Raw genomic sequence first — 22142 nt, 5'->3', positions numbered from 1 at the left:
CCCTCACCCTCGGGACCTAAGCGGTGCCATCCCTCGTCTGCGAGACTGAGACCTGATACACACGGCTCGTACGCACGTAATGATCAGAGCCGGGAATCTTCCGCGCGGATCGCCGTTCCACCGTACGTTTCGGCAGGCGGACGCGGGGGAGGTCACTGACACGATGATCGGGTTGCGCGGCGGGGGCCACGCGTCCTAGAAAAGCAGTCGGGTGGAGATATGCATCGCGGTGGCGGACTGGGCGAGGGGACTGATGACCTGGGTCCTCGACGTGCCCGGCGGGGAAGGCACCGGCGCGACGCGGAGGAAACGGCCGAGACACGTCGGACACAGGGTGGACCGGGTGAGCCCGAGCGGTACGACCGGCAGCCCCTCCGCGCGGGGAGCAGGAGCGGTGGTCGGGTGGGGGTGACGTACAAGTACTTCGGCGCGCCGGACGGAGCGACCGCGGCCCGTGTCCCGATCTCGATGCGCCCCGAGGAACTCGGCGGCGACGAGCTGGGCATGAACGGCATGTTCACGAAGATCAAGCCGGAGACGATGGCCGCGATGGTCCTGACCGGCATCCAGGGCGTCCCCTTGCACAAGGTGCCGCCCCTCGAACTCGTCGTCCTGCACCCCGACTACGCCGTCGTCAAGCTCCCCATGACGGTCGTCGACCCCCTGCGCGGCGTCGGCGAGGAGGCGGTCGGCGCGGCGGCCTTCATCTGGTCCACGGTCCCGGACCGCGGCGGCCCCCGGGACGCGTTCAACGTGTACCAGCTGCTGCACGAGTGGCAGGACTTTTCGGTACGGCTGCATGAGGCGGGGCATCAGCCTTATTGCCTGGTGTGGCCGTGAGGCGGGTTTATTGAGCTGCGGGCGGGGTCTTCGGACCCCGCCCTTCTTCATGTGGCCGAAGGGCCTTTCCATGACCCCTGAAATACCCCCCGGGGTACCCGTGCTACCGTCGACGTATACCCCGGGGGGTAATTCGCCACTGGAGTGGAGCAGCTCATGTTCTTCATCGACACCCTTGAGATCGCCGGGCTCGGCAACCGCGGCTATCTGGCGGGCGGTGAGCGGGGCGCGGTGGCGGTCGATCCGCCGCGCGACGTCGAGCAGGTGATCAGGGCCGCGGCGCGGCGCGGGGTGCGGATATCCCACGTGGTGGAGACGCACCTCCACAACGACTACGTCACCGGCGGCCTGGAGCTGGCCCGGGTGACGGGCGCCGCCTATCTCGTACCCGCCGCCGCACGCGTCTCCTACGCACGCGTACCCGTGCACGACGGCGACCGCTGGGAGATCGAGCCCACCGCCGGACTGGCCCTGCGGGCGCTCGCCACCCCCGGCCACACCCCGCACCACACCTCCTACGTCCTGGAGGAGAACGGCACGGCGGTCGCCGTGTTCACCGGCGGCTCGCTGCTGATCGGCACCGTCGGCCGGCCCGACCTGGTCGAGCCGCGGCTGACGGAGGACCTCGCCCGCGCCCAGCACGCCTCCGCGCACCGGCTGGCCGCCGAACTGCCGGACGACGCGGCCGTGCTGCCCACCCACGGCTTCGGCAGCTTCTGCTCCTCCTCCCGGGCGCGGGACGGTGCCACCACGATCGGCACGGAGAAGGCGGTCAACGAGGCGCTCACCCGGGACGTGGACACCTTCGTCGCCGACCTGCTGGCCGGCCTGGACGACACCCCCGCCTACTACGCCCACATGGCACCGGCCAACGCCGCCGGCCCCGCTCCGGTCGACCTCACCCCGCCCCCCGTCGCCGACGCCGAGGAGATCGGCGCCCGGCTGGCCGCCGGCGAGTGGGTGGTCGACCTGCGCAACCGTGTCGCCTTCGCCGAGAGCCACCTGGCGGGCTCCCTCAACTTCGAGGCCGAGGGGCAGCTCGCCACCTACCTGGCCTGGCTGATCCCCTGGGGCAAGCCCGTGACCCTGCTCGCGGAGTCCCCCGAGCAGCTCGCCGCCGCCCAGCGCGAACTGGTCCGGGTCGGCATCGACCGCCCGGCAGCCGCCGCCACCGGCGCACCCGCCGGCTGGGTGAGGGACGGCGAAGCCCTCGCCTCCTTCCCGCGCGCCACCTTCGCCGACCTCGCGGCGGCCCCCGGGGACGGCGTCGTCGTGCTGGACGTCCGCCGGGACTCCGAGCGGGCCGCCGGCTTCCTCCGGGGCTCCGTCCACCTCCCGCTCCATGCCCTGCGCCGTCGTCTCGACGAGGTCCCGGCAGGTCAGGTCTGGGTGCACTGCGCGGGCGGTATGCGCGCCGCCATCGCCGCGTCCCTGCTGGACGCGGCCGGCCGGGAGGTGGTGGCCGTGGACGACTCCTTCGACGCGGCCGAGACGGCCGGACTCACCGTCCGCACCTCCTGACCGGGGACCGGGAACCGGGAGAGAACAGCAGTGAGAACGAGCCTCTTCGGGCGCGGCGGAAGCGGCCCGGGACGGGTGACGGTGCGGGGCGCCGCGCTCCGCACCGGTGGACGGGGCGGTCACGCACCGCTGCTCGGCGTACGCGAACCCCACGAGCGGCAGGCCGGGCACCCGTCCCACGCCATGCGCATGCCCCTGGCGACACTCGCCGACGGCGTGCAGGCCGACGGCGTGACCGGTGGCATCCGGGACCGGGCCGTCGCCGGTCCGCCGGCGGCGGACGCGCACGGCGGGGACGGGACCGTCGCATGAGCGCCGTGATACTCGCGCTGATCGCCGGCGCCGTCATCGGCCTGGCCCTCGGCGCGCTCGGGGGCGGCGGCAGCGTGCTCGCCGTCCCCGCCCTGATCTACCTACTGGGTTTCACCCCGGTCGCGGCGACCACCGCGAGCCTGGTCATCGTCACCGTCACCTCCGCCACCGCGCTGACCGCGCACGCCCGCGACGGCCGGGTCCGCTGGCGTACGGGGCTGCTGTTCGCGGCGGCGGGAACCGGCCCGGCGATGCTGGGCGGGGCGCTCGCCGGCCGTCTGCCGGCAGCCGTGCTGGCCGTGTCCTTCGCCGTGGTCGCCGCGGCCGCCGCGATACGCATGCTGCGGCACCGTCCGGCACCGGGAACCGCCGCACCGGTGCGGCCCCTCAGGACGGCGGCCGCGGGCGCCGGGCTCGGCGCGGTCACCGGCGTGCTCGGCGTGGGCGGCGGCTTCCTCGCCGTACCGGCACTGGTCAACGTCCTCGGCATGCGCATGCGGGCGGCGGTGGGCACCAGCCTGCTGGTCATCACCCTCAACTCGCTCGCGGCGCTGGCCGTGCGCGCCGGAACGGCGAGCGGCCTGGACTGGTCCGTCATCGGCCCCTTCGCCGGAGCGGCCATCCTCGGCGCCTGGGACGGCAAACGCCTGTCGGCCAAGGTGCCCGGGGACACCCTGCGACGCGTCTTCGCCGTCGTCCTGCTCGCGGTGGCCGGCTTCATGCTGCTGGACGCGGTGGCGTGACGGCCGCCGTCACGCCAGGGAGAGGAACAGCTTCTCCATCCGCGCGCGCATCGCCTCCGCGTCCTCCCCGTTCTTCCTGCCCGACTCGATGTCCGCGACGCACTGCTGCAGCCCGGTGGCGATGATCGCGAAACCCGCCCGGTCCAGCGCCCGCGAGGCCGCGGCCAGCTGGGTGACGACCTCCTCGCAGTCCCGCCCCTCCTCGATCATCCGGATCACCCCGGAGATCTGCCCCTGCGCCCTGCGCAGCCGGTTCAGCACGGCCTTCAGGGACGCGCCCTCGAGCTCCAGTTCCACGATCACTCCTCCGCCTATACCCCTAGGGGTACTGTACGTCCCCGGGTCGCGGACGGGGTCGATCGGACGCCCAGACGATCACCAAGCGACGACAAGGTTCACCACTGTCATGACCAGCCCCCTCGCTCCCACCACGCTCGGCACCGACCAGGTCCGGGAACGGCTCCACGAACTCACCGTCATCGACGTCCGCACCCCCGGCGAATACGCCACCGGTCACCTTCCGGGCGCCCTCAACATCCCCCTGGACCACATCCGCCGCGCACTGCCCGAACTCCGGCACGCGGCCGGCCACGGGGACGTGCTCGTGGTGTGCGCCTCCGGTGCCCGCTCGCAGAACGCCTGCGAGATCCTGGCCGAACAGGGCATCCCGGCCGCCGGCCTCGCGGGCGGCACCAACGGGTGGGCCGCGCGGGGCCATGACCTGCACCGGCCCGCCGCGTGCGACACCCGGGCGGGCTGGAGCATGGAACGGCAGGTCCGCTTCACCGCCGGAGCGGTGGTGCTCCTGGGGCTGCTCCTCGGCCTGCTCGCGCACCCGGCGTTCCAGCTGCTCTCCGCCGGCATCGCGGGCGGCCTCGTCTTCTCCGCCCTCACCGACACCTGCGGCATGGCGGCCGTACTCGGCAAGCTGCCGCACAACCGGCCCCGCCCGGCGGACCTGGACGCGACGCTCGCCGCGCTCCGCGGCCGCTGAGCCCGGCCGGCCCCTCGACGCCGTCCACTCTCACCGGGCGACGAACGGCATCACCGCACCCTGCCCACCAAAGGCACCAGCAGTTCCAGTGCCTCCTCCCAGCGGAAACGTTCCGAGGCACCGCCGGCCCTCGGCCGGTGCGGTTCACCCGAGCCGATCAGGACCCCCATCCCCCGCAACCGGTCAAGGCTCTGCCGGTAAGCGGGATGGGCGGCCTGGGCGGAGTTCAGGTAGGGCAGGGCGACGGTCGGGACACCCATGCCGTACGCCTCGCACAGGATGCCCAGGGCCAGGGTGTCCGAGATCCCGGCGGCCCACTTGTTGACCGTGTTGAACGTGGCCGGAGCCACCGCGATCGCGTCCGCCGGAGGCAGGGGCCGCGGATCCCCCGGCGAACGCCAGGCGGAGCGGATCGGGTAGCCGGTCTGCGCCTCGACCGTCTCGGCATCGATGAAGCCGAGCCCCTGCGGCGTGGCGACGGCACCGACATCCCAGTTCGCCTCCTGGGCAGCCGTGATCAGCTTGCCGACATCTCGGGCAACACCCGCCGCACACACGACGACGTACAGGAAGGGCTTCTTGTCCGGGGTGGTCGGTTCGGTCATGCGGCGACTCCCAGTTGGCGGCTGAAGTGGTGCCGTCAGGCGATTGACTAGGCTCTAGATCATGTGGAGAGAGGCAGTGACAGAGGTCTTCCCTGGCGCCGGCTTCCGGGAACCGGCAATGCCATCCGACCTCGTCGCGGCGGAGACGCGGCTCAGGCGAAGTTTGCCGGCCGAGCTGCGGCAGTTGCTCCTCGAAAGCAACGGGGTGATCGGACACTATCTCGTGGACACCGTCTGGTCCCTCGACCAGATCGTCGAGAAGAACCTCCTCTTCTGGTCCGACGAGACGTTCGCCCGGTTGTACATGCCGTTCGACGCCCTCCTCTTCTTCGGGGACAACGGAGGCGGCGACCAGTTCGCCTTCGTCCAGAAGCCAGAGCGTCCCGACATCTTCGTCTGGGAGCACGAGAGCGACAGCCGCCGCTGGGTGGCCAACAACCTGCGGGACTACCTCAGCCGTGCGCTCCGAACCGGCGACGACGACTGGTACCAGCCGTAAGTCTTCCCCCAACTCCGGCCTACCGCCGAGAAGACGACCGCTTGAGCAGGGGCCGGGCTGGGAGTACCACCCCGTCTCATGCCGCCCCCCTACGATCACCCCCCATGAACTGGTTGGACCGCATAGCCGCCCTGCGTCAGTGGGCCAGGAACGGGACTCGGGCTCCGCACAAGCCGTTGCTGCTGCTGTACGCCCTCGCGCGGTTTCAGGAGGATGCCGACGGCGGGCTGCGGTACACCGCCGTGGAGCAGGACCTGCAGAGCCTGCTCGCCGAGTACGGGCCGCCCCACAAGACGACGCCCGCCTATCCCTTCCACCACCTGGTCAGTGACGGGGTGTGGGAGGTGCGTACCGACCGGGGGGACGGCAGTCCCGGGAGTGGGGTGCGGGAGTTGCGGCAGACGGGGGCGACCGGGCGGCTCGCGCCGGAGTTGCGGGCGGCGTTGCGGCGTGAACCGGATCTGCTCGGCAGGATCGCCCGGCTACTGCTCGACCTGCACTTCCCGCCCTCCCTCCACGGTGAGCTGTGCGAGGCCGTCGGGCTGGAGCTGGAGCCGGCCGAGTCCGGCCGGCTCGTGCCGGCGCGCAGGCAGCGGGACCCGCGGATGCGGGAACTGGTGCTGACCGCCTACGAGTACCGGTGCGCCTTCTGCGGATACGACGGCAGGATCGGAACCGTTCCGGTCGGGCTGGAGGCCGCCCATGTGCGCTGGTGGGCGTTCGGCGGCCCCGACGACATCGACAACGGGCTGTGCCTGTGCTCGCTGCACCACAAGCTCTTCGACAAGGGGGTCCTCGGGGTGGGGGACGATCACCGCGTCCTGGTCAGCCGGCGCTTCGTCGGGCACAGCGCCGCCGCCCGGCAGCACGTCACGGCCCTCGCCGGCCGGCCGCTCACCGGCCCCCAGCCCGGTACCCGCCGGATCGCCGCCGCGCACCGCGACTGGCACACCCGGCAGGTCTTCCGCGGGGAGCCCCGCCCCGCCGCGGCCCCCGCCGGGGGCTAGTCCCCGGCCGTGCGCGTAATGAGATCCCGCTCCGTGATCGCGCGGACCGGGCGGCACGGGGTGCCGAGCGCCACCGTCATCGGGGGGATGTCGCGGCTGACGACGCTGCCGGCGCCGATGACCGAGCCGTAGCCGATGCGGACGCCGGGCAGGACGACCGCGTTGCTGCCGATCCAGACCTTGTCCTCGATGACGATCGGCTCGGAGAAGCGTCCGAAGTCGGCGCGGCGGTCGGGATGCACCGGGTGGCCCGTCGTCGTCAGGGTCACGCTGGGCGCGATCATGACGCCGTCGCCTATGCGGATGTCCACGTCGTCGACGAACGTGAGGTTCACGTTCCCGAAGAAGTCGTCGCCGATGTGCACGTTGCTGCCGAACCCGGCGTGGAACGGCGGCAGCAGCACCGTGCGTTCGCCGACCGAGCCGAAGATCTCGACGAGCAGCGAGCGACGCTTCTCCGTTTCGCCCGGCGGGGTGTGGTTGTACGCGAAGATCTGCTCGGTGCGCCGCCGAGGGGCCTGGAAGGCGGCTTCCGACTCCGTGTAGACCAGCCCCTTGGCGATCCGGGCCAGGACTTCTTCCTCGTGCGCATGCGTCACAGCGGGACGCTCCCTTCGTCCAACCCCTCGGGCACCGGCCCGGCGCGCCCGCGGCCGGCCGCACGCCCCGAGCCTACGTGCCCCGCGGGGCCGACGGGATCTTTTCCGTCAGGCCTGTACGACCGTGAAGTGCCGTTCCGCGCCCGGATGTTCGAGTTCGTCCACGGCCGCCGCCGCGAGGTCCTCCGCGCTGATCCGGGAGCGGCCGTCGGGTGCGGTGAGCAGGGTGTCCGTGCCACGGCGGTAGCGGGCGGTACGGGCGCCGGGCTCGAGGAGGACCGGGGGGCTGAGGTAGGTCCAGTCGGGGTGGGCGTGGGCGCGGCAGGCGTCCAGTTGGGCCACTCCGGCCGCGGCGACCGGGCGCAGCTCCGCGGGGACGTAGGCCGGGTTGTCGGCCAGGAGCAGGTCCGGGCTGCCGGGGGTGCGCAGGGCGCCGGCGCCGCCGATCACCAGGACCCGGATGCCGAGGCCGGCGGCGGTGTCCAGGACGGCCCGGGTGGCGCCGACCAGGAAGTCCTCGTCCGCCGGGTAGGTCCGCAGGGTCAGCACCACCGCGTGCGCGCCCGAGTCCGTCAGCGCCCGGCGTACGGCGTCCGGGTCCGCCGCGTCCAGCGGGACCGCGGTCACGGACGGGTGCCCGCTCACCGGCTTGCGGGCGAGCGCCAGCACCCGGTGCCCGCGTGCGGTGGCCTCGGCGGTGATCCGGCTGCCGACCATTCCGGTGGCGCCGAGGACCGCGATCGTCAGGGCGGAAGTCATCGGGGAGGTGCTCCTTCTGCGGTGGGGTGGGTTCAGTTGCGCGGCGAGCAGCGCCGCCAGGGACAGGGCGAAGCCGCAGGTCTGGGACGGGCTCAGGGATTCGCTCCGGGTCACGCCGATGGCCGTGGCGACCAGGGGGGACAGCAGGACCAGGGGCGCGATGGCGCCCACCGGGAGGGTGGCTATGCCGCGGAACCACAGCGTGTACGCGATCAGGCCGCCCATGCTGCCCAGCCACAGGTAGCCGCCCGCCGCGCCGGCGTCGATCCGCTCCGGCACGCCTTCGAAGGCGAGGGTCAGCGGGAGCAGGAGCAGCCCGCCGACCGTGAGCTGCCAGCCGGCCAGGGCCAGCGGACCGACCCCCGCCGGCCGGCCCCAGCGCCTGGTCAGGACGACCCCGCCCGCCATGGTCGCCGTATGGCCGAGGCCGGCGAGCAGGCCCACGGCGTCCAGCCGGGCGCCGGGGCCGAGGACCATGAGCCCGACGCCGGCCACGCCGAGCACGCCCCAGGCCAGCCGCCAGGGCGTCGGCCGGTCGCGCAGGACAACGGCGGCCAGGGCGGCGACCAGCAGCGGCTGGGCCGCGCCGAGGGTGGCGGCGACCCCGCCGGGGAGCCGTTCGGCGGCCACGAACAGCAGGGGCATGCCGCCGATGTTCAGCAGGCCGAGGACGACGGCCTTCCACCACCAGTCCCCGCGCGGCAGCACCCGGGTGAGCGCCAGGCCCACCAGCCCGGCGGGCAGGGCGCGCATGAGGCCCGCGAACAACGGGTGCCCGGGCGGGAGGAGTTCGGTGGTGACGACGTAGGTGGTGCCCCAGGCGGCGGGGGCGAGGGCGGTCAGCAGGACGGTGGCCGACCGGTGGGCGGCCGGCCCGGCGGTGGCGGGCACCGCGGTGGCCGGCGGCTGGGCGGACGAGGACATGCGAGGAGTCTCGGCCGCCCCTCCGTCATGCGTCCAAGACATGGTTGCCATCGCAGCCATGTACGGAAACCATGGCCGGGTGGACCTCCAGCAGATGCGGTACGCCGTCGCCGTCGCCGAGACCCGTAACTTCACCCGTGCCGCAGAGCGGTGTTACGTGACGCAGTCCTCGCTCAGCCACCGGATCGCCGGCCTGGAGCGGGAGTTGGGGGTACGGCTGTTCGCCCGCTCAAGCCGCCGGGTCGAACTCACCGGCGCGGGCGAGGCGTTCGTGGCCCGGGCGCGCGAGGCACTGGCCGCCGCCGACCGCGCGGTGGCCGACGCCGCCGCCGCGACCGGCGTGGTGCGCGGCCGGCTCGCCGTCGGCGTGATCGTGACCACCGCCGCCGTGGACGTACCGGAGCTGTTGCAGCGCTACCGTGCCCGGCACCCGGAGGTGCGGGTGCTGCTGCGGTCCGGGCGCAGTGACGAGCTGGCGGCGGCGATCCGCCGCGGCGAGCTGGACATCGCCTTCCTCGGGCTGCCGGAGGGCGAGCGGCCCACGGGGGTGGAGTGCGTGGCGCTCGACCACGACGAGCATGTGCTGGTGGTGGCGGCCGGGCACCGGCTGGCCGGGGCAAAGCGCGTCACGCTGCGGGACATCGCCGGGGAGGCGTTCGTGGACTTCGTGGCCGGGACGCCCGCCCGGGCCCAGTCGGACCAGGCGTTCGCCGCGGCGGGCCTGGTCCGCGAGGTCGCCTACGAGGCGGGGGTGGTGGAGCTGATCACCGGGCTGATCGGGCGCGGGCTCGGTGTCGCGCTGCTGCCCTCGGCGTTCGTCCGGCCGCTGGCCGCCGCCGACCCCGGGCTGGCGCTGGTCCCGGTGGCCGACGGGCCGCACCGGGTGGAGTACCTGGCCTGGAGCCGCTTCCCGCCGAGCCCGGCGACCCGGGCCATGCTCGACGTCCTCGGGGCCGGACCGCGGACCTGACGCGACCGCACGCCTCAGGGCGGCGTCAGACGGTCCGGCGCGCGGCCGGCGCGGGCAGGTCCTCCCGCGCGGCCGGTACCGCCGTGGCGGCCAGCAGGCGCAGGGCCGCGTCGGACGGGGAGCCGGGCTCGGCGGTGTAGGTGATCACGCGCTGGCCGGCGGTGCCCGGCAGGCACAGGTTCTCGAAGCCCAGCTCCAGGGTGCCGACGGCCGGGTGGCGCAGGGACTTGGTGCCGGAGACACAGGTGCGGACCGGGTGCCGGGCCCACAGCGTGGTGAACTCCTCGCTCTGTATGGACAGTTGGCCGACCAGCTCGGCCAGCGCCCGGTCGTCGGGGTGCCGGCCGGCGACCAGGCGCAGGGAGGCGACCGCGAGGTGGGCCTCCTCCTTCCAGTCGGTGTACCTCGCCCGGTACTCCTCGTCCAGGAACAGCATCCGCACCAGGTTGGGCCGGCCGCCGGCGGTCTCCGGGCCCTCCCACGGCAGGTGCGCGGCGAGCAGGGCGTGACCGAGCCGGTTCCAGGCCAGCACGTCGCCCCGCCGGTCCAGGAGGAGCGCGGGTACGTCCGTCATGGCGGCGAGCAGCCGGCGGGCCGAGGCGGAGGCGTGCTCGGCGCGGGGCGCGGCCGGGCGGCGCGGGGCGGCGGGGCGGGCCAGGTCCTTCAGATGGGCGGTCTCGTCCTCGGTGAGCCGCAGGGTGCGGGCGATCGCCTCCAGCACTGAGTCGGACACCCCGGCCGCGCGGCCCTGTTCGAGGCGGGTGTAGTGGGTGATGCTGACGCCCGCGAGCAGGGCCAGCTCCTCGCGGCGCAGCCCGGCGACCCGGCGGCGGGCCGGCGCGGTCGCGATCCCGACGTCCTGAGGCCGCAGCGCGGCACGGCGTGACTTCAGGAACTCTCCGAGCTCGGACGACGCGTCCATGGATGCCTCCGGGGTGTACGGCGTACTCCTACGGCGAGTACGGCGGATACGGCAGGTACGGCGATACGACGGGTACCGCAGGTACTGCCGGTACGACGGGTACGGCGGTCGTCGTCCATCCTGCCCGCCCGGCGGCGCGAACGGGATGCCCGAGGGTGGTCACGCGATGACCACCCTCACGGCGACCGGTCCCACGGCGGTGCTGGCTGGGCCGGACGCGGCGGACGAGTCTTCTGCACGGCAACTCCGATGCGACTCCGATGAGTTCGCCGTACGCCCCACCGCCCCGATCCGCCGTAGACCCGGCGGCCCCGCCGTACAGAAGGGACCCGTCATGTCCGTCACAGCGACACGGCCGGCCGACACCGCGCCCGCCGTGCTGACCCCGCGGCTGCGCCTGGTGCTGGTGCTGCTGCTCGCGGCCCAGTTCATGCTGGCCGTGGACTTCTCCATCCTGAACGTGGCCCTGCCGGTGATCGGCGCGGGCCTCGGCTTCTCCCTCGACCACCTCCAGTGGATCGGCACCGCGTTCGCCCTGTGCGCGGCCGGGTTCACCCTGCTGTTCGGGCGGGTCGCCGATCTCTTCGGCCGCCGCCGGCTGTTCCTCGGCGGGCTCGTCGTCCTCGGCGCTGCCTCGCTGGCCGGCGGGCTGGCGCAGAGCCCGGAGGTACTGCTCACGGCCCGGGTGTTCCAGGGGCTGGCCACCGCGGCGGTCACCCCGGCCGGGCTGTCCCTGCTGACGACGTCCTTCCCGGAGGGCCCGCTGCGGGAGAAGGCGCTCGGTCTCAACGGGGCGCTGATGTCGGCCGGTTTCACCACGGGCGCGATCCTCGGCGGCCTGCTGACCGACCTGCTGTCGTGGCGCTGGGCGTTCTTCATCAACGTTCCCGTGGCCCTCGCCGTGCTCCTCGTCGCGCCCGCCGTCATCGCCGAGTCCCGGCCCGCCGAGCGGCCGAAGCTGGACGTACCGGGTGCCGTCACGGTCACCCTCGGTCTGCTGGCGGTCATCCTCGGGCTGACCCAGGCCGGTGAGCACGGCTGGGGCGCACCGGCCACACTGCTGCCGCTCGCGGCCGGGGTGGTGCTGCTCGGGGTGTTCGCGGCCGTGGAGCGCCGGGTGTCCGCGCCGCTGGTGCCGCCCCGGGTGCTGGGCCGGCGGTCGGTGGCGTGGGGCAACCTCGCCGGGCTGACCGCGTTCCTCACCGAGACGTCCCTGGTGTTCCTGCTGACCCTCTACCTCCAGGAGGTGCTGGGCTTCTCCCCGCTGGCGGCCGGGCTGTCGTTCGGCGTGCTGGGCGCGGGGACCGTGGCCGGCGGCGCGCTCGCCCCGCGGCTGATCGGCCGCTTCGGCGCGACCCGGACGCTGCTGGCCGGCGGTCTGACCCAGGCGCTGTTCACGGCGGCCCTGCTGGGGCTCGGCACCGGGCACGCCTCGCTGTGGCTGCTGCTGGCCGCGACCTTCGCGGGCGGGGTGGGCAACATGCTGGTCATCGTCGGGTTCATGGTGTCCGCCACGTCCGGTCTCGCCGACGACGAACAGGGCCTGGCCACCGGGCTCGCGACGATGACCCAGCAGATCGGCATCACCATGGGCACGCCGGTGATGAGCGCCGTCGCCACCGCCGCCATGACCGGTACGGGCACCCTGGCCGTCCTCGGCGGGCTGAAGACCGCGATCGCGCTGAACGCGGCCCTCGCCCTCGCCGGCACCGTCGGCAGCGCGGTGTTCCTGCGCAAGCCCCGCCGCCGGTGACGGACGGTCCGGCCCGGACGCGGCAGGCCCACCGGCGACCGCCACCACCCGTGCCACGCCCGGCCCACCGGGCGAGCGGCGCGGGTGGTGCCGTCTTTCCGTCAGCGGTACGGCGGCTGGTCGGTACCCGTCAGCAGTACGGAGGCTGGTCGGTGAGCGAGGACGCCACCCGCATCCACACCCCGAACTGCCGGTACAACGCGGGCAGCGGGCCGGTCGCCCGGACCGTCCGGGGGTCGTCGGCCGTCACCCCGGGGATGCCGAGCAGGGTCGCGGCGACGGAGGCGGACTGCCAGCGGACCGCGAGGGTGGCCTCGGCGGCGGACGGGGCGGGCCGGCGCGGGGCCGGGGTCAGCGCGGCGGCCACCGTCTCCTCGATCGCCTCGCGCGCCTCCGCCTCGGGCCGCAGCTCGGCCGAGAACCGGTCGCGGGCGTACTTCACCGGGACGGTGGCGACCGAGGCGTCCCACTCCGTCATCTCCGCGCACGCAGCGTCGTCACCCGTGAGGGCCACGACGGGCACGCCGAGGGCCGCCGCCGTGGCCTGGGCGAGCCCGATCTCGCCGACGGGGCGGCCGTCCAGCCACATGTCCTCGATCTCGTGCCCCATGAAGCTGTGGCTGAGCACGCCCGGCGCACCGGCCCGGGAGTGGTAGCCGACGCACAGCACGGCGTCGTACTCCCCGGTCAGCCCCTCCAGCATGCCGAGCTGCTTGGGCCTGCCGCGCACCAGGCGGGCCGCCGGGTGCAGGGCCTCCGGGAGGAGGTTGCGCATGGGGCCGTGGGCGTCGTTGACCAGGACGTGGACGGCGCCGGCCGCCAGCGCGCCCCGTACGGCGGCGTTCACGTCCTCGGCCATCTTGGCGCGGCCCCGCTCGTAGTCCCGGCCGCCCGGCTGGACGTCGTCCGCGTCGACGAGCCCGGTGACGCCCTCCATGTCCGCGCTGATGTAGATCCGCACGGCTCCGACCCTACGTATTGTAGGTTCCCAACCGCCAGCAACTACCGGGCCGTTCACACGCCTGTTCAACGGGGGACGCATGCAGGACACGACCGAGTCGGAGCCCGGCACGGAGGTCTGTGCGCACAGTCTCGCGCCGACGGTCACCGTGCTGGTCGTCAGCCTGGCCATCGCCGCCGTCGGCGTGTACGAGCTGTGCGGCTTCGGGCTGCACAGCCTGGACCGGCGCCCGCACCTGTTCAGCGACGGCCTGGCGACCGGCGGGGTGATCGCCGCCGCGGTGGCCGCCGGAGCCGCGGTGGGCAACCTGGCCTGGCTGCTGACGGCGGACCGGCGGCGCGAGCGGGACGCGGGCGACGGCGGCTGACGCTCACCGGCCGCTCGGGCCGAGCACGGGCGGTGTCACGGCCTCGGCGGCGGTGTCCGGGTCGTAGGTGTCAACGGCGTACGTGTCGCTGTCGCTGTGCGTCCAGGCGGGGTCGTAGGCGCAGGGCACGCCCGCGCCGCCCGTGAAGTACCGCTGCTCCGGGTCCCAGGTGAACGTCATCCACTCGGCCCGGCGGTCCCGCTGGACGTACAGCGACCAGTCCTTGCCCGTCCCGCCCTCGGTGTACGAGGTGACCCTCCAGCCCTCGTCCGCCAGCCGCCGGTGCAGCCGCCGCAGACCGGGGACGGCCTGGTCGGCGGGGACGTCGTCCAGCGCCCACTCGTGGTAGAGCCGGTAGGCGCCGTCGACGGTCTTGTCCTCCATGCCGAGCAGCCCACCGTCGTGGCAGTACTCCGCGCCGAACTCGTTCCGCGCGCGGCTGCCGGTGCCCGGCGGCAGGGCGCGGGTGAAGCCCAGGACGCCGTACGCCTCCCGGGAGTACCCGAAGGCGCGGTCCGCCCTGTCCTGGGGCGCGACCCGGGGCAGGTCCGTCCCGGCCCCGGCGTTCCAGGCGAGCACGGCGACCAGCGCGAGGACGAGGGCGACGAGCAGCCCCCCGCAGCCCAGGCAGCCGGCGACCGGCCCCCGCCCGGTGCCGGTGGCGGTATCGGTGCTGGTGGGAGTGGTCGCGGCCGGTGTGGTCTCGTCGGGCATACGGCGACGCTACGGCGCCCCGGACAGCCCGGGGATGGGCACGGCTACCCGCTCCGGATAGGTACCCGTACTCAGCCCCCGGGGCAGATCCCCGTACCCGGCCACCGCTCCCGGCACGCACCCGGCTCAGCCGCCACCCCCGCCGTCCCCCACCGGACCGCCGCCCACGGTGAAGCCGATGACCGAGCCGCCGCCCTCGCGCCGGTAGGCGAACGGCGCTCCGCCATGGGCCAGGGCGACCTCGCGGACGATGGACAGGCCGAGCCCCGAGCCGGGCAGCGAGCGGGCGTCGGCGGCACGGTAGAAGCGGTCGAAGATGCGCACGAGGTCGCCGTCGGCGATCCCGGGCCCCCGGTCCAGCACCTCCACCCGTACCGTGCCCGGCCGGGCCGGCCCGGTGACGCTCACCTCGATCGGCGCGGTGCCGTCCCGGTCGAACTTGGCCGCGTTCTCGACCAGGTTGGAGATGGCCCGCTGGAGCATGCCGGACCGCCCGTACGTCGTCGTCTCGCCGCTCGCGTGCAGCACGACCCGCCGCCCGGTGCGGCGCCGGGCCAGCCCGGCCACGTCCTCGGCGAGGTCGGCGAGGTCCACCCGCTGCGGCGGCTCGGCGTCGGACTGCCCGGCGGCGAGGTCGACCAGCTCGTTGACCAGGTCGGTCAGTTCCCGGGCCTCCTGGGTGAGGTCGGCGACCAGCTCCTCCCGGGACGCGGGCGGCAGTTCGTCGATGCGCCGCAGCAGCGAGATGTTGGTGCGCAGGGAGGTGAGCGGGGTGCGCAGCTCGTGCCCGGCGTCCTGCACCAGCCGGCGCTGGTCCTCCTCCGACTGTGCGAGCCGCCCCAGCATCCGGTCGAAGGCGCGGCCCAGCCGCCCCACCTCGTCCAGCCCGGTCACCGGCACCTGGATGCCCAGCCGCCGGGTGCGGGCCACGTCCTCGGCGGCGGAGGTCAGCACCACCAGCCGGCGGGTGATGCGCCGGGCCAGCCACCAGCCGAACAGCCCGGCCGCCACCACGACCGCCACCATCAGGATCAGTGTCCGCTGCTGGAGAGCCCGCAGGAGGTCCTCGGTGTCGCTGAACTCCTGCGCGACCTGCACCGCGCCCCGCCCGTCGCCGAGCGAGACCGTGGCGATGCGGAACAGGTCCGCGTCCACCCGTACGTCCTTGTGCTCGACGACCTCCCCGGCCCGCCGGGCGACGGCCACCGCCCGGTCCCGGGAGGTGACGGGCAGCACCGGAGAGCCGTCGTCCACGATCTGCCCCCACGCGCCGAGCACCTGGACGTCGGTGCGGGCGGGGCGGACCAGGTCGTGCCCGGGACGGGAGGAGGAGAAGTCCTCGGGGCCCATCGGCTGCTGCCGGACCTCGTCCCGGACGTCCTGCACGACCTGGGTGAACACCGACTGCTGGTCGACCCGGACGAGCCGCGCGGCGGAGTTGTACGACAGGATGCCGACGAGGACCGTGACGGCGGCGGTGACGGCGGCGAAGGAGACCGCGAAGGTGGTGCGCAGGGATACCAGCCGGGGCCGGGGCCGCTCCGGCAGCCGCCGACGCGGGCCCATCTAGTCCTCCCGCAGCACGTAACCCACGCCCCGCACGGTGTGGATCAGCTGCGGGGCGCCGGGCTCGTCCAGCTTGCGGCGCAGATAGCCGACGTAGACGGCGAGGTTCTTGGAGCCGGGGCCGAAGTCGTAGCCCCAGATCCGGTCGTAGATGGTGGAGTGGTCCAGGACGATGCCCGCGTTGCGCACCAGCAGCTCCAGCAGCTCGAACTCGGTGCGGGTCAGTTCCAGCTCGCGCCGGCCGCGCCAGGCCCGGCGGGCCTGGAGGTCCATGCGCAGGCCGGCGGCCTCCAGCTGGCGACTCCCGGCCTGCGCCGCCTCCCGCGCCGGGCCCTCCGGGGGGCCGGCGGGGGCGACCGGGGCGGGGCTGGTGCGGCGCAGCAGCGCGCGCAGCCGCGCGAAGACCTCCTCGACGTCGAACGGCTTGACCACGTAGTCGTCGGCGCCGGCGTCCAGGCCCGCGATGCGGTCGGCGGTCTCCACCAGGGCGGTGAGCATCAGGATCGGGGTGCGGTCGCCCTCGGCGCGCAGCACGCGGCACACCTGGAGGCCGTCGATGCCGGGCATCATCACGTCGAGGACGAGCACGTCCGGCGGGTTGGTGTGGGCCTGCGCCAGCGCTTCCACACCGTCGGCGACCGCCGTGACCTCGTACCCCTCCAGCGTCAGGGCACGCTCCAGGGCATGGCGGATGGCACGGTCGTCTTCGGCGAGCAGCACAGTCTGGGGCACGCCCCCAGTCTGCCAAGGCCTCCGGCGGCCCGGCGGGACACGATGGCCCCCCAGCACGCTTTTTACCGCCCTCTCACCGGCCACCGCCCTCTCACCGAACCCGCCACCCGCCCACCGAGGCCCGCCGGCCCCTCACCGTCCCGGGGAGCCCGGACGGACCCGCGCGGACCGAACGGGCCCGCCGGACCGGCCGCCCGCCCCGCCGGACCACTCAATCCGCCACCCGCCCGACCCACGGGGCCCCCGGTACCGAGCCGCCCGCGTACCTCCCCGTCGCCCGCCCGGCCGACGTGCCTCCCCGCCGGCCGGGCGGGCGACGGCGGCCCGTGGTCCGTCACCGCCCCAGCGCCGCCAGCCGCTCGGTGAACGGCACCACGTCGTCGTCCGCCGCGCGCCGGGCCGCCGTCCCCGGCATCAGCGCGGCCAGTTCCCCCGCCGCCCGCTCGATCCGCTCGGGCAGCCCCTCGGCGCCCCAGTCCTCGGAGGCGGCGTAGACGGCGGTGGGTACGACCACGGCCCGCAGGTAGGCGAACAGCGGCCGCAGGGCGTGCTCCAGCACCAGCGAGTGCCGTGCCGAGCCGCCGGCCGCCGCGATCAGCACCGGCTTGCCCGCCAGCGCGTCCTTGTCCAGTACGTCGAAGAAGGACTTGAACAGTCCGCTGTACGACGCGCTGAACACCGGAGTGACCACGATCAGCCCGTCGGCCTCCGCCACCGCGTCCTGCGCGGCGGCGAGCGCCTTGCCCGGGAATCCGCTGGTGAACTGGTGCGCGATCTCGACGGCGAGGTCGCGCACCTCGACCACCCGGACGTCCACCGGGGTGTGCCCGTGGACGGCGGCGGCCAGCCGGTCGGCCAGCAGCCGGGTGGAGGACGGGACGCTCAGCCCCGCCGAGATGACGACGAGCTTCATGCGACGGCCTCCTTCGTCCGCGCGGCGGCGGTCAGGGACTGGTGGGTGGGGGCGTCCGGCACGTCCGCCGGACGGTTCTTGGCGAACTCCTCGCGCAGTACGGGGACGACCTCCTCGCCGAGCAGGTCGAGCTGTTCCAGGACGGTCTTCAGCGGCAGTCCCGCGTGGTCCATCAGGAACAGCTGGCGCTGGTAGTCGCCGGCGTACTCGCGGAAGGAGAGCGTCTTGTCGATCACCTGCTGCGGGGAGCCGACGGTGAGCGGGGTCTGCTCGGTGAAGTCCTCCAGGGAGGGCCCGTGGCCGTAGACCGGGGCGTTGTCGAAGTACGGGCGGAACTCCCGTACCGCGTCCTGGGAGTTCTTCCGCATGAACACCTGGCCGCCCAGGCCGACGATCGCCTGCTCGGGGGTGCCGTGCCCGTGGTGGGCGTAGCGCGTGCGGTACAGCTCGATCATCCGCTTGGTGTGGTCGGCGGGCCAGAAGATGTTGTTGTGGAAGAAGCCGTCGCCGTAGTACGCGGCCTGCTCGGCGATCTCCGGGGAGCGGATGGAGCCGTGCCAGACGAACGGCGGGACGCCGTCCAGCGGGCGGGGCGTGGACGTGAAGCCCTGCAGCGCGGTGCGGAACCTGCCCTCCCAGTCGACGACGTCCTCGCGCCACAGCCGGCGCAGCAGGGCGTAGTTCTCGACGGCGAGGTTGATGCCCTGCCGGATGTCCTGGCCGAACCACGGGTAGACCGGGCCGGTGTTGCCCCGGCCCATCATCAGGTCCACCCGGCCGTCGGCCAGGTGCTGGAGCATCGCGAAGTCCTCCGCGATCTTCACCGGGTCGTTGGTGGTGATCAGGGTGGTGGAGGTGGACAGGATCAGCTTCTCGGTGCGGGCGGCTATGTAGCCGAGCATCGTGGTCGGGGAGGACGGCACGAACGGCGGGTTGTGGTGCTCACCGGTGGCGAAGACGTCCAGCCCGACCTCCTCCGCCTTCTGCGCGATGGCGACCATCGCCTTGATCCGCTCGCCCTCGGTCGGGGTCCGTCCGGTGGTCGGGTCGGTGGTCACGTCCCCGACGCTGAAGATCCCGAACTGCATGACCGCCTCCATTTGGTTGACCGTTCAACTACACCCCTCCAACTGTAGCCGGGGCCCGCGTATTCCTCCCCGGCCGCGGTGGGCGTACGCATCACTCGGACACCGCGTGCGAGGCTGCCCGTATGCCGATCCTCCGCTCCGCCGCCCTGTTCGCCGTCGCCGCGCTGTTCGAGATCGGCGGCGCCTGGCTGGTCTGGCAGGGCGTACGGGAGCACCGGGGCCCGCTGTGGATCACCGGGGGCGTCCTCGCGCTCGGCGCGTACGGCTTCGTCGCCACCTTCCAGCCCGACGCCCACTTCGGCCGCATCCTCGCCGCCTACGGCGGGATCTTCGTGGCCGGCTCGATCCTGTGGGGCGTGGTCGCCGACGGCTACCGGCCCGACCGCTGGGACCTCGCCGGCGCGCTGGTCTGCCTGGCCGGGATGGCGATCATCATGTGGGCACCCCGGAACGGCGGCTGATCACTCACTTACGCTGGACGGAACCGTCCCGACGCAAGCACAGGAGCCGCCATGGCCACCGCCGCCCCGTCCGCCGCCTCCCGCATCGCCGTCGTCACCGGCGCGAGCAGTGGCATCGGCGCCGCCACGGCCCGCCGGCTCGCCACGGCCGGTTACCGCGTCGTCCTCACCGCCCGCCGCAAGGACCGCATCGAGGCCCTCGCCGAAGAGCTGACGAAGGCCGGGCACTCGGCGCTGGCCTACCAGCTCGACGTGACCGACCGCGCGGCCGTGGACGAGTTCGCCTCCGCCTTCAAGACGATCGGCGTCCTGGTGAACAACGCGGGCGGCGCCCTCGGCGCGGACCCCGTGGCCACCGGCGACCCGGCGGACTGGCGCGCGATGTACGAGACGAACGTCATCGGCACGCTGAACGTGACGCAGGCGCTGCTGCCGAAGCTGGAGGCGAGCGGCGACGGCGTGGTCGTGGTCGTCTCCTCCACCGCCGGCCACGGCACCTACGAGGGCGGCGCCGGCTATGTCGCCGCCAAGCACGGCGAGCACGTGCTCGCCGAGACCCTCCGCCTGGAGATCGTCGGCCGGCCGGTCCGGGTCGTCGAGATCGCGCCCGGCATGGTCCGCACGGAGGAGTTCGCGCTGACCCGCTTCGGCGGCGACGCGGACAAGGCGGCCAAGGTGTACGAGGGCGTCGCCGAGCCCCTCACCGCCGACGACGTGGCCGAGACGATCACCTGGGCGGTGACCCGCCCCAGCCACGTCAACATCGACCTGCTGGTGGTGCGCCCGCGCGCCCAGGCGTCCAACACCAAGGTGCACCGGGAGCAGGGGTGACCGAGGGCGCGCCCCCGGCGGACGACGCGGCGAGGTCCCTGGAGCGGCGCCGGCTGGCCCAGGAGACGAAGGACGAACGGCAGGTCTGGTACTTCCTGGCCTACTTCCTCTTCGGCATCCACTTCGTCGCGTTCGTCATGATCTACGCCGTACGGCACGCGAAGTAGGAACCGGACACTGCCGCCTATAGTCGGTCGGATGACGAACTCGGTTGACCGTCGGACGCAGGCGGCACAGAAGCGCCGGCGGCTCGCGGCGGCCGCGGCCCGGGTCCTGCACGAGCAGGGCGTCGAGCGCACCACCCTCGCCGACATCGCGCGCGAGGCCGGCGTCCCGGCCGGGAACGTCTACTACTACTTCAAGACCAAGGACGAGCTGGTCCGGGCCGCGCTCGGCGAGCACCGCGACCGGCTGGACGAGCTGACCGCCGGGCTGGACCGGCTCCCGGCCCCGCGCGACCGTCTCAAGGCCCTGGTCGAGACCTGGGTGGCCGAGCGCGAGACCACCGCCCGGTTCGGCTGTCCCACCGGCACCCTGGCCGCAGAGCTCGGCAAGCGCGCGGACGGCACGCCGGCCGCCGAGGCCGGCGCGGTGCTCCGCCGCCTGCTGGACTGGACCGCCGCCCAGTTCCGCGCCTGGGGCGTTCCCGACCCCGAGGGCCACGCCCTCACCCTGGTCTCCGCCCACCAGGGCATGTCCGCCCTGACCCACGCCCTGCGCGACCCGTCCGTCACGACCCGCGAGGCCACCCGCCTGCTGCACTGGCTGGACTCGCTCCCGGCCGGTCCCGGCGTCAGCCCTTGACGCAGACGACCTGCTTCAGCTTGGCCACCACCTGTACGAGGTCCTGCTGCTGGTCGATGACCTGGTCGATCGACTTGTAGGCGCCCGGGATCTCGTCCACGACACCGGAGTCCTTGCGGCACTCCACGCCCCGGGTCTGCTCCTCCAGGTCCTTCGTGGAGAAGCGCCGCTTGGCCGCGTTCCGGCTCATCCGGCGGCCGGCGCCGTGCGAGGCCGAGTTGAACGCCAGCTCGTTGCCGAGGCCGCGCACGATGTACGAGCCCGTACCCATGGAGCCGGGGATGATGCCGTACTCGCCGGAGCCGGCCCGGATCGCGCCCTTGCGGGTGACGAGCAGGTCCATGCCGTCGTACCGCTCCTCAGCCACGTAGTTGTGGTGGCAGGAGATCTCCTGCTCGAAGACCGGCTTGGCCTTCTTGAACTCCTTGCGGATCACGTCCTTCAGGAGCGCCATCATGAGCATGCGGTTGTACTTGGCGTACTCCTGCGCCCAGAACAGGTCGTTGCGGTAGGCCGCCATCTGCGGGGTGTCCGCCACGAAGACGGCGAGGTCGCGGTCGACCAGGCCCTGGTTGTGCGGGAGCTTCTGGGCGACGCCGATGTGGTGCTCGGCGAGTTCCTTGCCGATGTTGCGGGAGCCGGAGTGGAGCATCAGCCACACGGAACCGTCCGTGTCGGTGCACACCTCGATGAAGTGGTTTCCCCCGCCCAGGGTGCCCATCTGCGCGACGGCCCGTTCCTGCCGGAACCTCACCGCTTCCGCGACCCCGCCGAACCGCTTCCAGAAGTCCTCCCAGCCGGCCGTGGCCAGTCCGTGGAAGCCCCGGGGCTCGACCGGGTCGTCGTGCATCCCGCGGCCCACCGGGATCGTCTGCTCGATCCTCGACCGCAGCCGGGACAGGTCCCCGGGCAGGTCGTTCGCGGTCAGGGAGGTCTTGACCGCCGACATCCCGCAGCCGATGTCCACGCCCACCGCCGCCGGGCACACCGCGTCCCGCATCGCGATGACCGAGCCGACCGTCGCGCCCTTGCCGTAGTGCACGTCCGGCATGACGGCCAGGCCCTCGATCCACGGGAGGGTCGCCACGTTCTGGAGCTGGCGCAGGGCCACGTCCTCGACCGTCGCCGGGTCCGTCCACATCCGGATCGGCACCTTCGCGCCCGGTATCTCCACGTACGACATGTCTTCCTCTTTCCCCCGGAAAATGGCAACAAAAGGCTTAAGAGCAGCAAAACGCAAAAGAGGCGCCAAGGTCG

At 73.5% G+C, this 22142-nt stretch carries 25 protein-coding genes and 2 pseudogenes; 14 read left to right on the top strand and 13 right to left on the bottom strand.

Features of this window, described 5'->3' with window-relative positions:
* The first annotated feature begins 219 nt into the window (after positions 1–219).
* From HB370_RS23300 to HB370_RS23285, 4 genes are all read left to right on the top strand, one after another.
* Positions 220–840, top strand: a complete 621-nt coding sequence (locus tag HB370_RS23300; RefSeq protein WP_208974434.1) for a hypothetical protein — start codon at positions 220–222, stop codon at positions 838–840.
* Between the two features lie 156 nt (positions 841–996).
* On the top strand, positions 997–2361 hold the full coding sequence (locus HB370_RS23295) for an MBL fold metallo-hydrolase (RefSeq protein ID WP_030778227.1): 1365 nt from the start codon (positions 997–999) through the stop codon (positions 2359–2361).
* A gap of 30 nt (positions 2362–2391) precedes the next feature.
* Positions 2392–2673 carry a hypothetical protein gene (locus HB370_RS23290; protein WP_030778225.1) on the top strand — a complete coding sequence of 94 codons (282 nt, stop codon included), beginning with the start codon at positions 2392–2394 and terminating at the stop codon, positions 2671–2673.
* Positions 2670–3416 carry a sulfite exporter TauE/SafE family protein gene (locus HB370_RS23285; protein WP_030778223.1) on the top strand — a complete coding sequence of 249 codons (747 nt, stop codon included), beginning with the start codon at positions 2670–2672 and terminating at the stop codon, positions 3414–3416. Before HB370_RS23290 ends, HB370_RS23285 begins: the two co-directional genes overlap by 4 nt.
* 9 nt (positions 3417–3425) lie before the next feature.
* Here the strand turns inward: HB370_RS23285 and HB370_RS23280 are convergent, their stop codons facing one another.
* On the bottom strand, positions 3426–3713 hold the full coding sequence (locus HB370_RS23280; RefSeq protein WP_030778221.1) for a metal-sensitive transcriptional regulator: 288 nt from the start codon (positions 3711–3713) through the stop codon (positions 3426–3428).
* Positions 3714–3822: 109 nt separating this feature from the next.
* Between HB370_RS23280 and HB370_RS23275 the strand changes: the two genes are divergently transcribed.
* The gene (locus tag HB370_RS23275; protein ID WP_030778218.1) at positions 3823–4410 is read left to right on the top strand and encodes a rhodanese-like domain-containing protein; all 588 of its coding nucleotides are present in this window, start codon (positions 3823–3825) and stop codon (positions 4408–4410) included.
* A 50-nt stretch (positions 4411–4460) separates the two neighbouring features.
* On the opposite strand, the gene HB370_RS23270 is transcribed toward HB370_RS23275, so the two are convergent.
* Positions 4461–5015 (bottom strand): flavoprotein, encoded by a 555-nt coding sequence (locus HB370_RS23270; RefSeq protein ID WP_030778216.1) that lies wholly within the window; start codon positions 5013–5015, stop codon positions 4461–4463.
* A gap of 118 nt (positions 5016–5133) precedes the next feature.
* Here HB370_RS23270 and HB370_RS23265 point away from each other — a divergent pair, with 118 nt between their 5' ends.
* Positions 5134–5514, top strand: a complete 381-nt coding sequence (locus tag HB370_RS23265) for an SMI1/KNR4 family protein (RefSeq protein ID WP_244405616.1) — start codon at positions 5134–5136, stop codon at positions 5512–5514.
* 104 nt (positions 5515–5618) lie between these two features.
* A complete protein-coding gene (locus HB370_RS23260) occupies positions 5619–6521 on the top strand; it encodes a phosphorothioated DNA-binding restriction endonuclease (protein ID WP_030778211.1) in 903 nt (300 codons plus the stop codon).
* Here the strand turns inward: HB370_RS23260 and HB370_RS23255 are convergent.
* From HB370_RS23255 to HB370_RS41385, 3 genes and pseudogenes are all read right to left on the bottom strand, one after another.
* A complete protein-coding gene (locus HB370_RS23255) occupies positions 6518–7120 on the bottom strand; it encodes a sugar O-acetyltransferase (RefSeq protein ID WP_030778208.1) in 603 nt (200 codons plus the stop codon). The genes HB370_RS23260 and HB370_RS23255 overlap by 4 nt on opposite strands.
* Positions 7121–7228: 108 nt before the next feature.
* Positions 7229–7801 (bottom strand): annotated as a pseudogene (locus HB370_RS41390) (NAD(P)H-binding protein); the annotation flags it as partial.
* Between the two features lie 74 nt (positions 7802–7875).
* Positions 7876–8803 (bottom strand): annotated as a pseudogene (locus tag HB370_RS41385) (EamA family transporter).
* 79 nt (positions 8804–8882) lie between these two features.
* Here HB370_RS41385 and HB370_RS23245 point away from each other — a divergent pair.
* Positions 8883–9773 (top strand): LysR family transcriptional regulator, encoded by an 891-nt coding sequence (locus HB370_RS23245; protein WP_030778204.1) that lies wholly within the window; start codon positions 8883–8885, stop codon positions 9771–9773.
* Between the two features lie 25 nt (positions 9774–9798).
* Here HB370_RS23245 and HB370_RS23240 read toward each other — a convergent pair whose 3' ends face one another.
* The gene (locus tag HB370_RS23240; RefSeq protein WP_030778203.1) at positions 9799–10695 is read right to left on the bottom strand and encodes a helix-turn-helix transcriptional regulator; all 897 of its coding nucleotides are present in this window, start codon (positions 10693–10695) and stop codon (positions 9799–9801) included.
* A 334-nt stretch (positions 10696–11029) separates the two neighbouring features.
* Here HB370_RS23240 and HB370_RS23235 point away from each other — a divergent pair, with 334 nt between their 5' ends.
* Complete coding sequence (locus tag HB370_RS23235; RefSeq protein WP_030778201.1) at positions 11030–12448, top strand: MFS transporter; 1419 nt, start codon at positions 11030–11032, stop codon at positions 12446–12448.
* A 130-nt stretch (positions 12449–12578) separates the two neighbouring features.
* Here the strand turns inward: HB370_RS23235 and HB370_RS23230 are convergent, their stop codons facing one another.
* Positions 12579–13409: a M55 family metallopeptidase gene (locus HB370_RS23230; RefSeq protein ID WP_030778199.1), complete on the bottom strand. Its 831-nt coding sequence runs from the start codon at positions 13407–13409 to the stop codon at positions 12579–12581.
* 79 nt (positions 13410–13488) lie between these two features.
* Here HB370_RS23230 and HB370_RS23225 point away from each other — a divergent pair, with 79 nt between their 5' ends.
* A complete protein-coding gene (locus HB370_RS23225) occupies positions 13489–13776 on the top strand; it encodes a hypothetical protein (RefSeq protein ID WP_030778198.1) in 288 nt (95 codons plus the stop codon).
* A gap of 3 nt (positions 13777–13779) precedes the next feature.
* Here HB370_RS23225 and HB370_RS23220 read toward each other — a convergent pair whose 3' ends face one another.
* The 5 genes from HB370_RS23220 to HB370_RS23200 all read right to left on the bottom strand — a co-directional run bounded on the left by HB370_RS23220 (position 13780) and on the right by HB370_RS23200 (position 18789).
* Positions 13780–14490: a hypothetical protein gene (locus tag HB370_RS23220; protein ID WP_030778195.1), complete on the bottom strand. Its 711-nt coding sequence runs from the start codon at positions 14488–14490 to the stop codon at positions 13780–13782.
* A 126-nt stretch (positions 14491–14616) separates the two neighbouring features.
* Complete coding sequence (locus tag HB370_RS23215; protein ID WP_030778193.1) at positions 14617–16056, bottom strand: HAMP domain-containing sensor histidine kinase; 1440 nt, start codon at positions 16054–16056, stop codon at positions 14617–14619.
* Positions 16057–16776: a response regulator transcription factor gene (locus HB370_RS23210; protein ID WP_030778191.1), complete on the bottom strand. Its 720-nt coding sequence runs from the start codon at positions 16774–16776 to the stop codon at positions 16057–16059.
* Between the two features lie 346 nt (positions 16777–17122).
* On the bottom strand, positions 17123–17701 hold the full coding sequence (locus HB370_RS23205) for a CE1759 family FMN reductase (protein ID WP_030778189.1): 579 nt from the start codon (positions 17699–17701) through the stop codon (positions 17123–17125).
* Positions 17698–18789 (bottom strand): LLM class flavin-dependent oxidoreductase, encoded by a 1092-nt coding sequence (locus HB370_RS23200; protein WP_167513016.1) that lies wholly within the window; start codon positions 18787–18789, stop codon positions 17698–17700. The genes HB370_RS23205 and HB370_RS23200 overlap by 4 nt, the downstream gene beginning before the upstream one ends.
* A gap of 122 nt (positions 18790–18911) precedes the next feature.
* Here HB370_RS23200 and HB370_RS23195 point away from each other — a divergent pair, with 122 nt between their 5' ends.
* The 4 genes from HB370_RS23195 to HB370_RS23180 are packed head-to-tail and all read left to right on the top strand — an operon-like array spanning position 18912 to position 20885.
* Complete coding sequence (locus HB370_RS23195; protein ID WP_030620997.1) at positions 18912–19250, top strand: YnfA family protein; 339 nt, start codon at positions 18912–18914, stop codon at positions 19248–19250.
* 51 nt (positions 19251–19301) lie between these two features.
* Positions 19302–20081 carry an SDR family NAD(P)-dependent oxidoreductase gene (locus tag HB370_RS23190; RefSeq protein ID WP_030794618.1) on the top strand — a complete coding sequence of 260 codons (780 nt, stop codon included), beginning with the start codon at positions 19302–19304 and terminating at the stop codon, positions 20079–20081.
* The gene (locus tag HB370_RS23185; protein WP_167345778.1) at positions 20078–20248 is read left to right on the top strand and encodes a hypothetical protein; all 171 of its coding nucleotides are present in this window, start codon (positions 20078–20080) and stop codon (positions 20246–20248) included. The genes HB370_RS23190 and HB370_RS23185 overlap by 4 nt, the downstream gene beginning before the upstream one ends.
* A 31-nt stretch (positions 20249–20279) precedes the next feature.
* Complete coding sequence (locus HB370_RS23180; RefSeq protein ID WP_030794616.1) at positions 20280–20885, top strand: TetR/AcrR family transcriptional regulator; 606 nt, start codon at positions 20280–20282, stop codon at positions 20883–20885.
* On the opposite strand, the gene HB370_RS23175 is transcribed toward HB370_RS23180, so the two are convergent.
* Positions 20875–22068: an RtcB family protein gene (locus HB370_RS23175; protein WP_030794614.1), complete on the bottom strand. Its 1194-nt coding sequence runs from the start codon at positions 22066–22068 to the stop codon at positions 20875–20877. The genes HB370_RS23180 and HB370_RS23175 overlap by 11 nt on opposite strands.
* Positions 22069–22142 lie beyond the last annotated feature (74 nt).

This window comes from Streptomyces sp. DSM 40868 (assembly GCF_011820545.1).
Classification (GTDB): Bacteria; Actinomycetota; Actinomycetes; order Streptomycetales; family Streptomycetaceae; genus Streptomyces; species Streptomyces eurythermus.
Note: the sequence above shows the minus strand (reverse complement) of the source record. Positions and strands in the feature narration are given on the sequence as shown.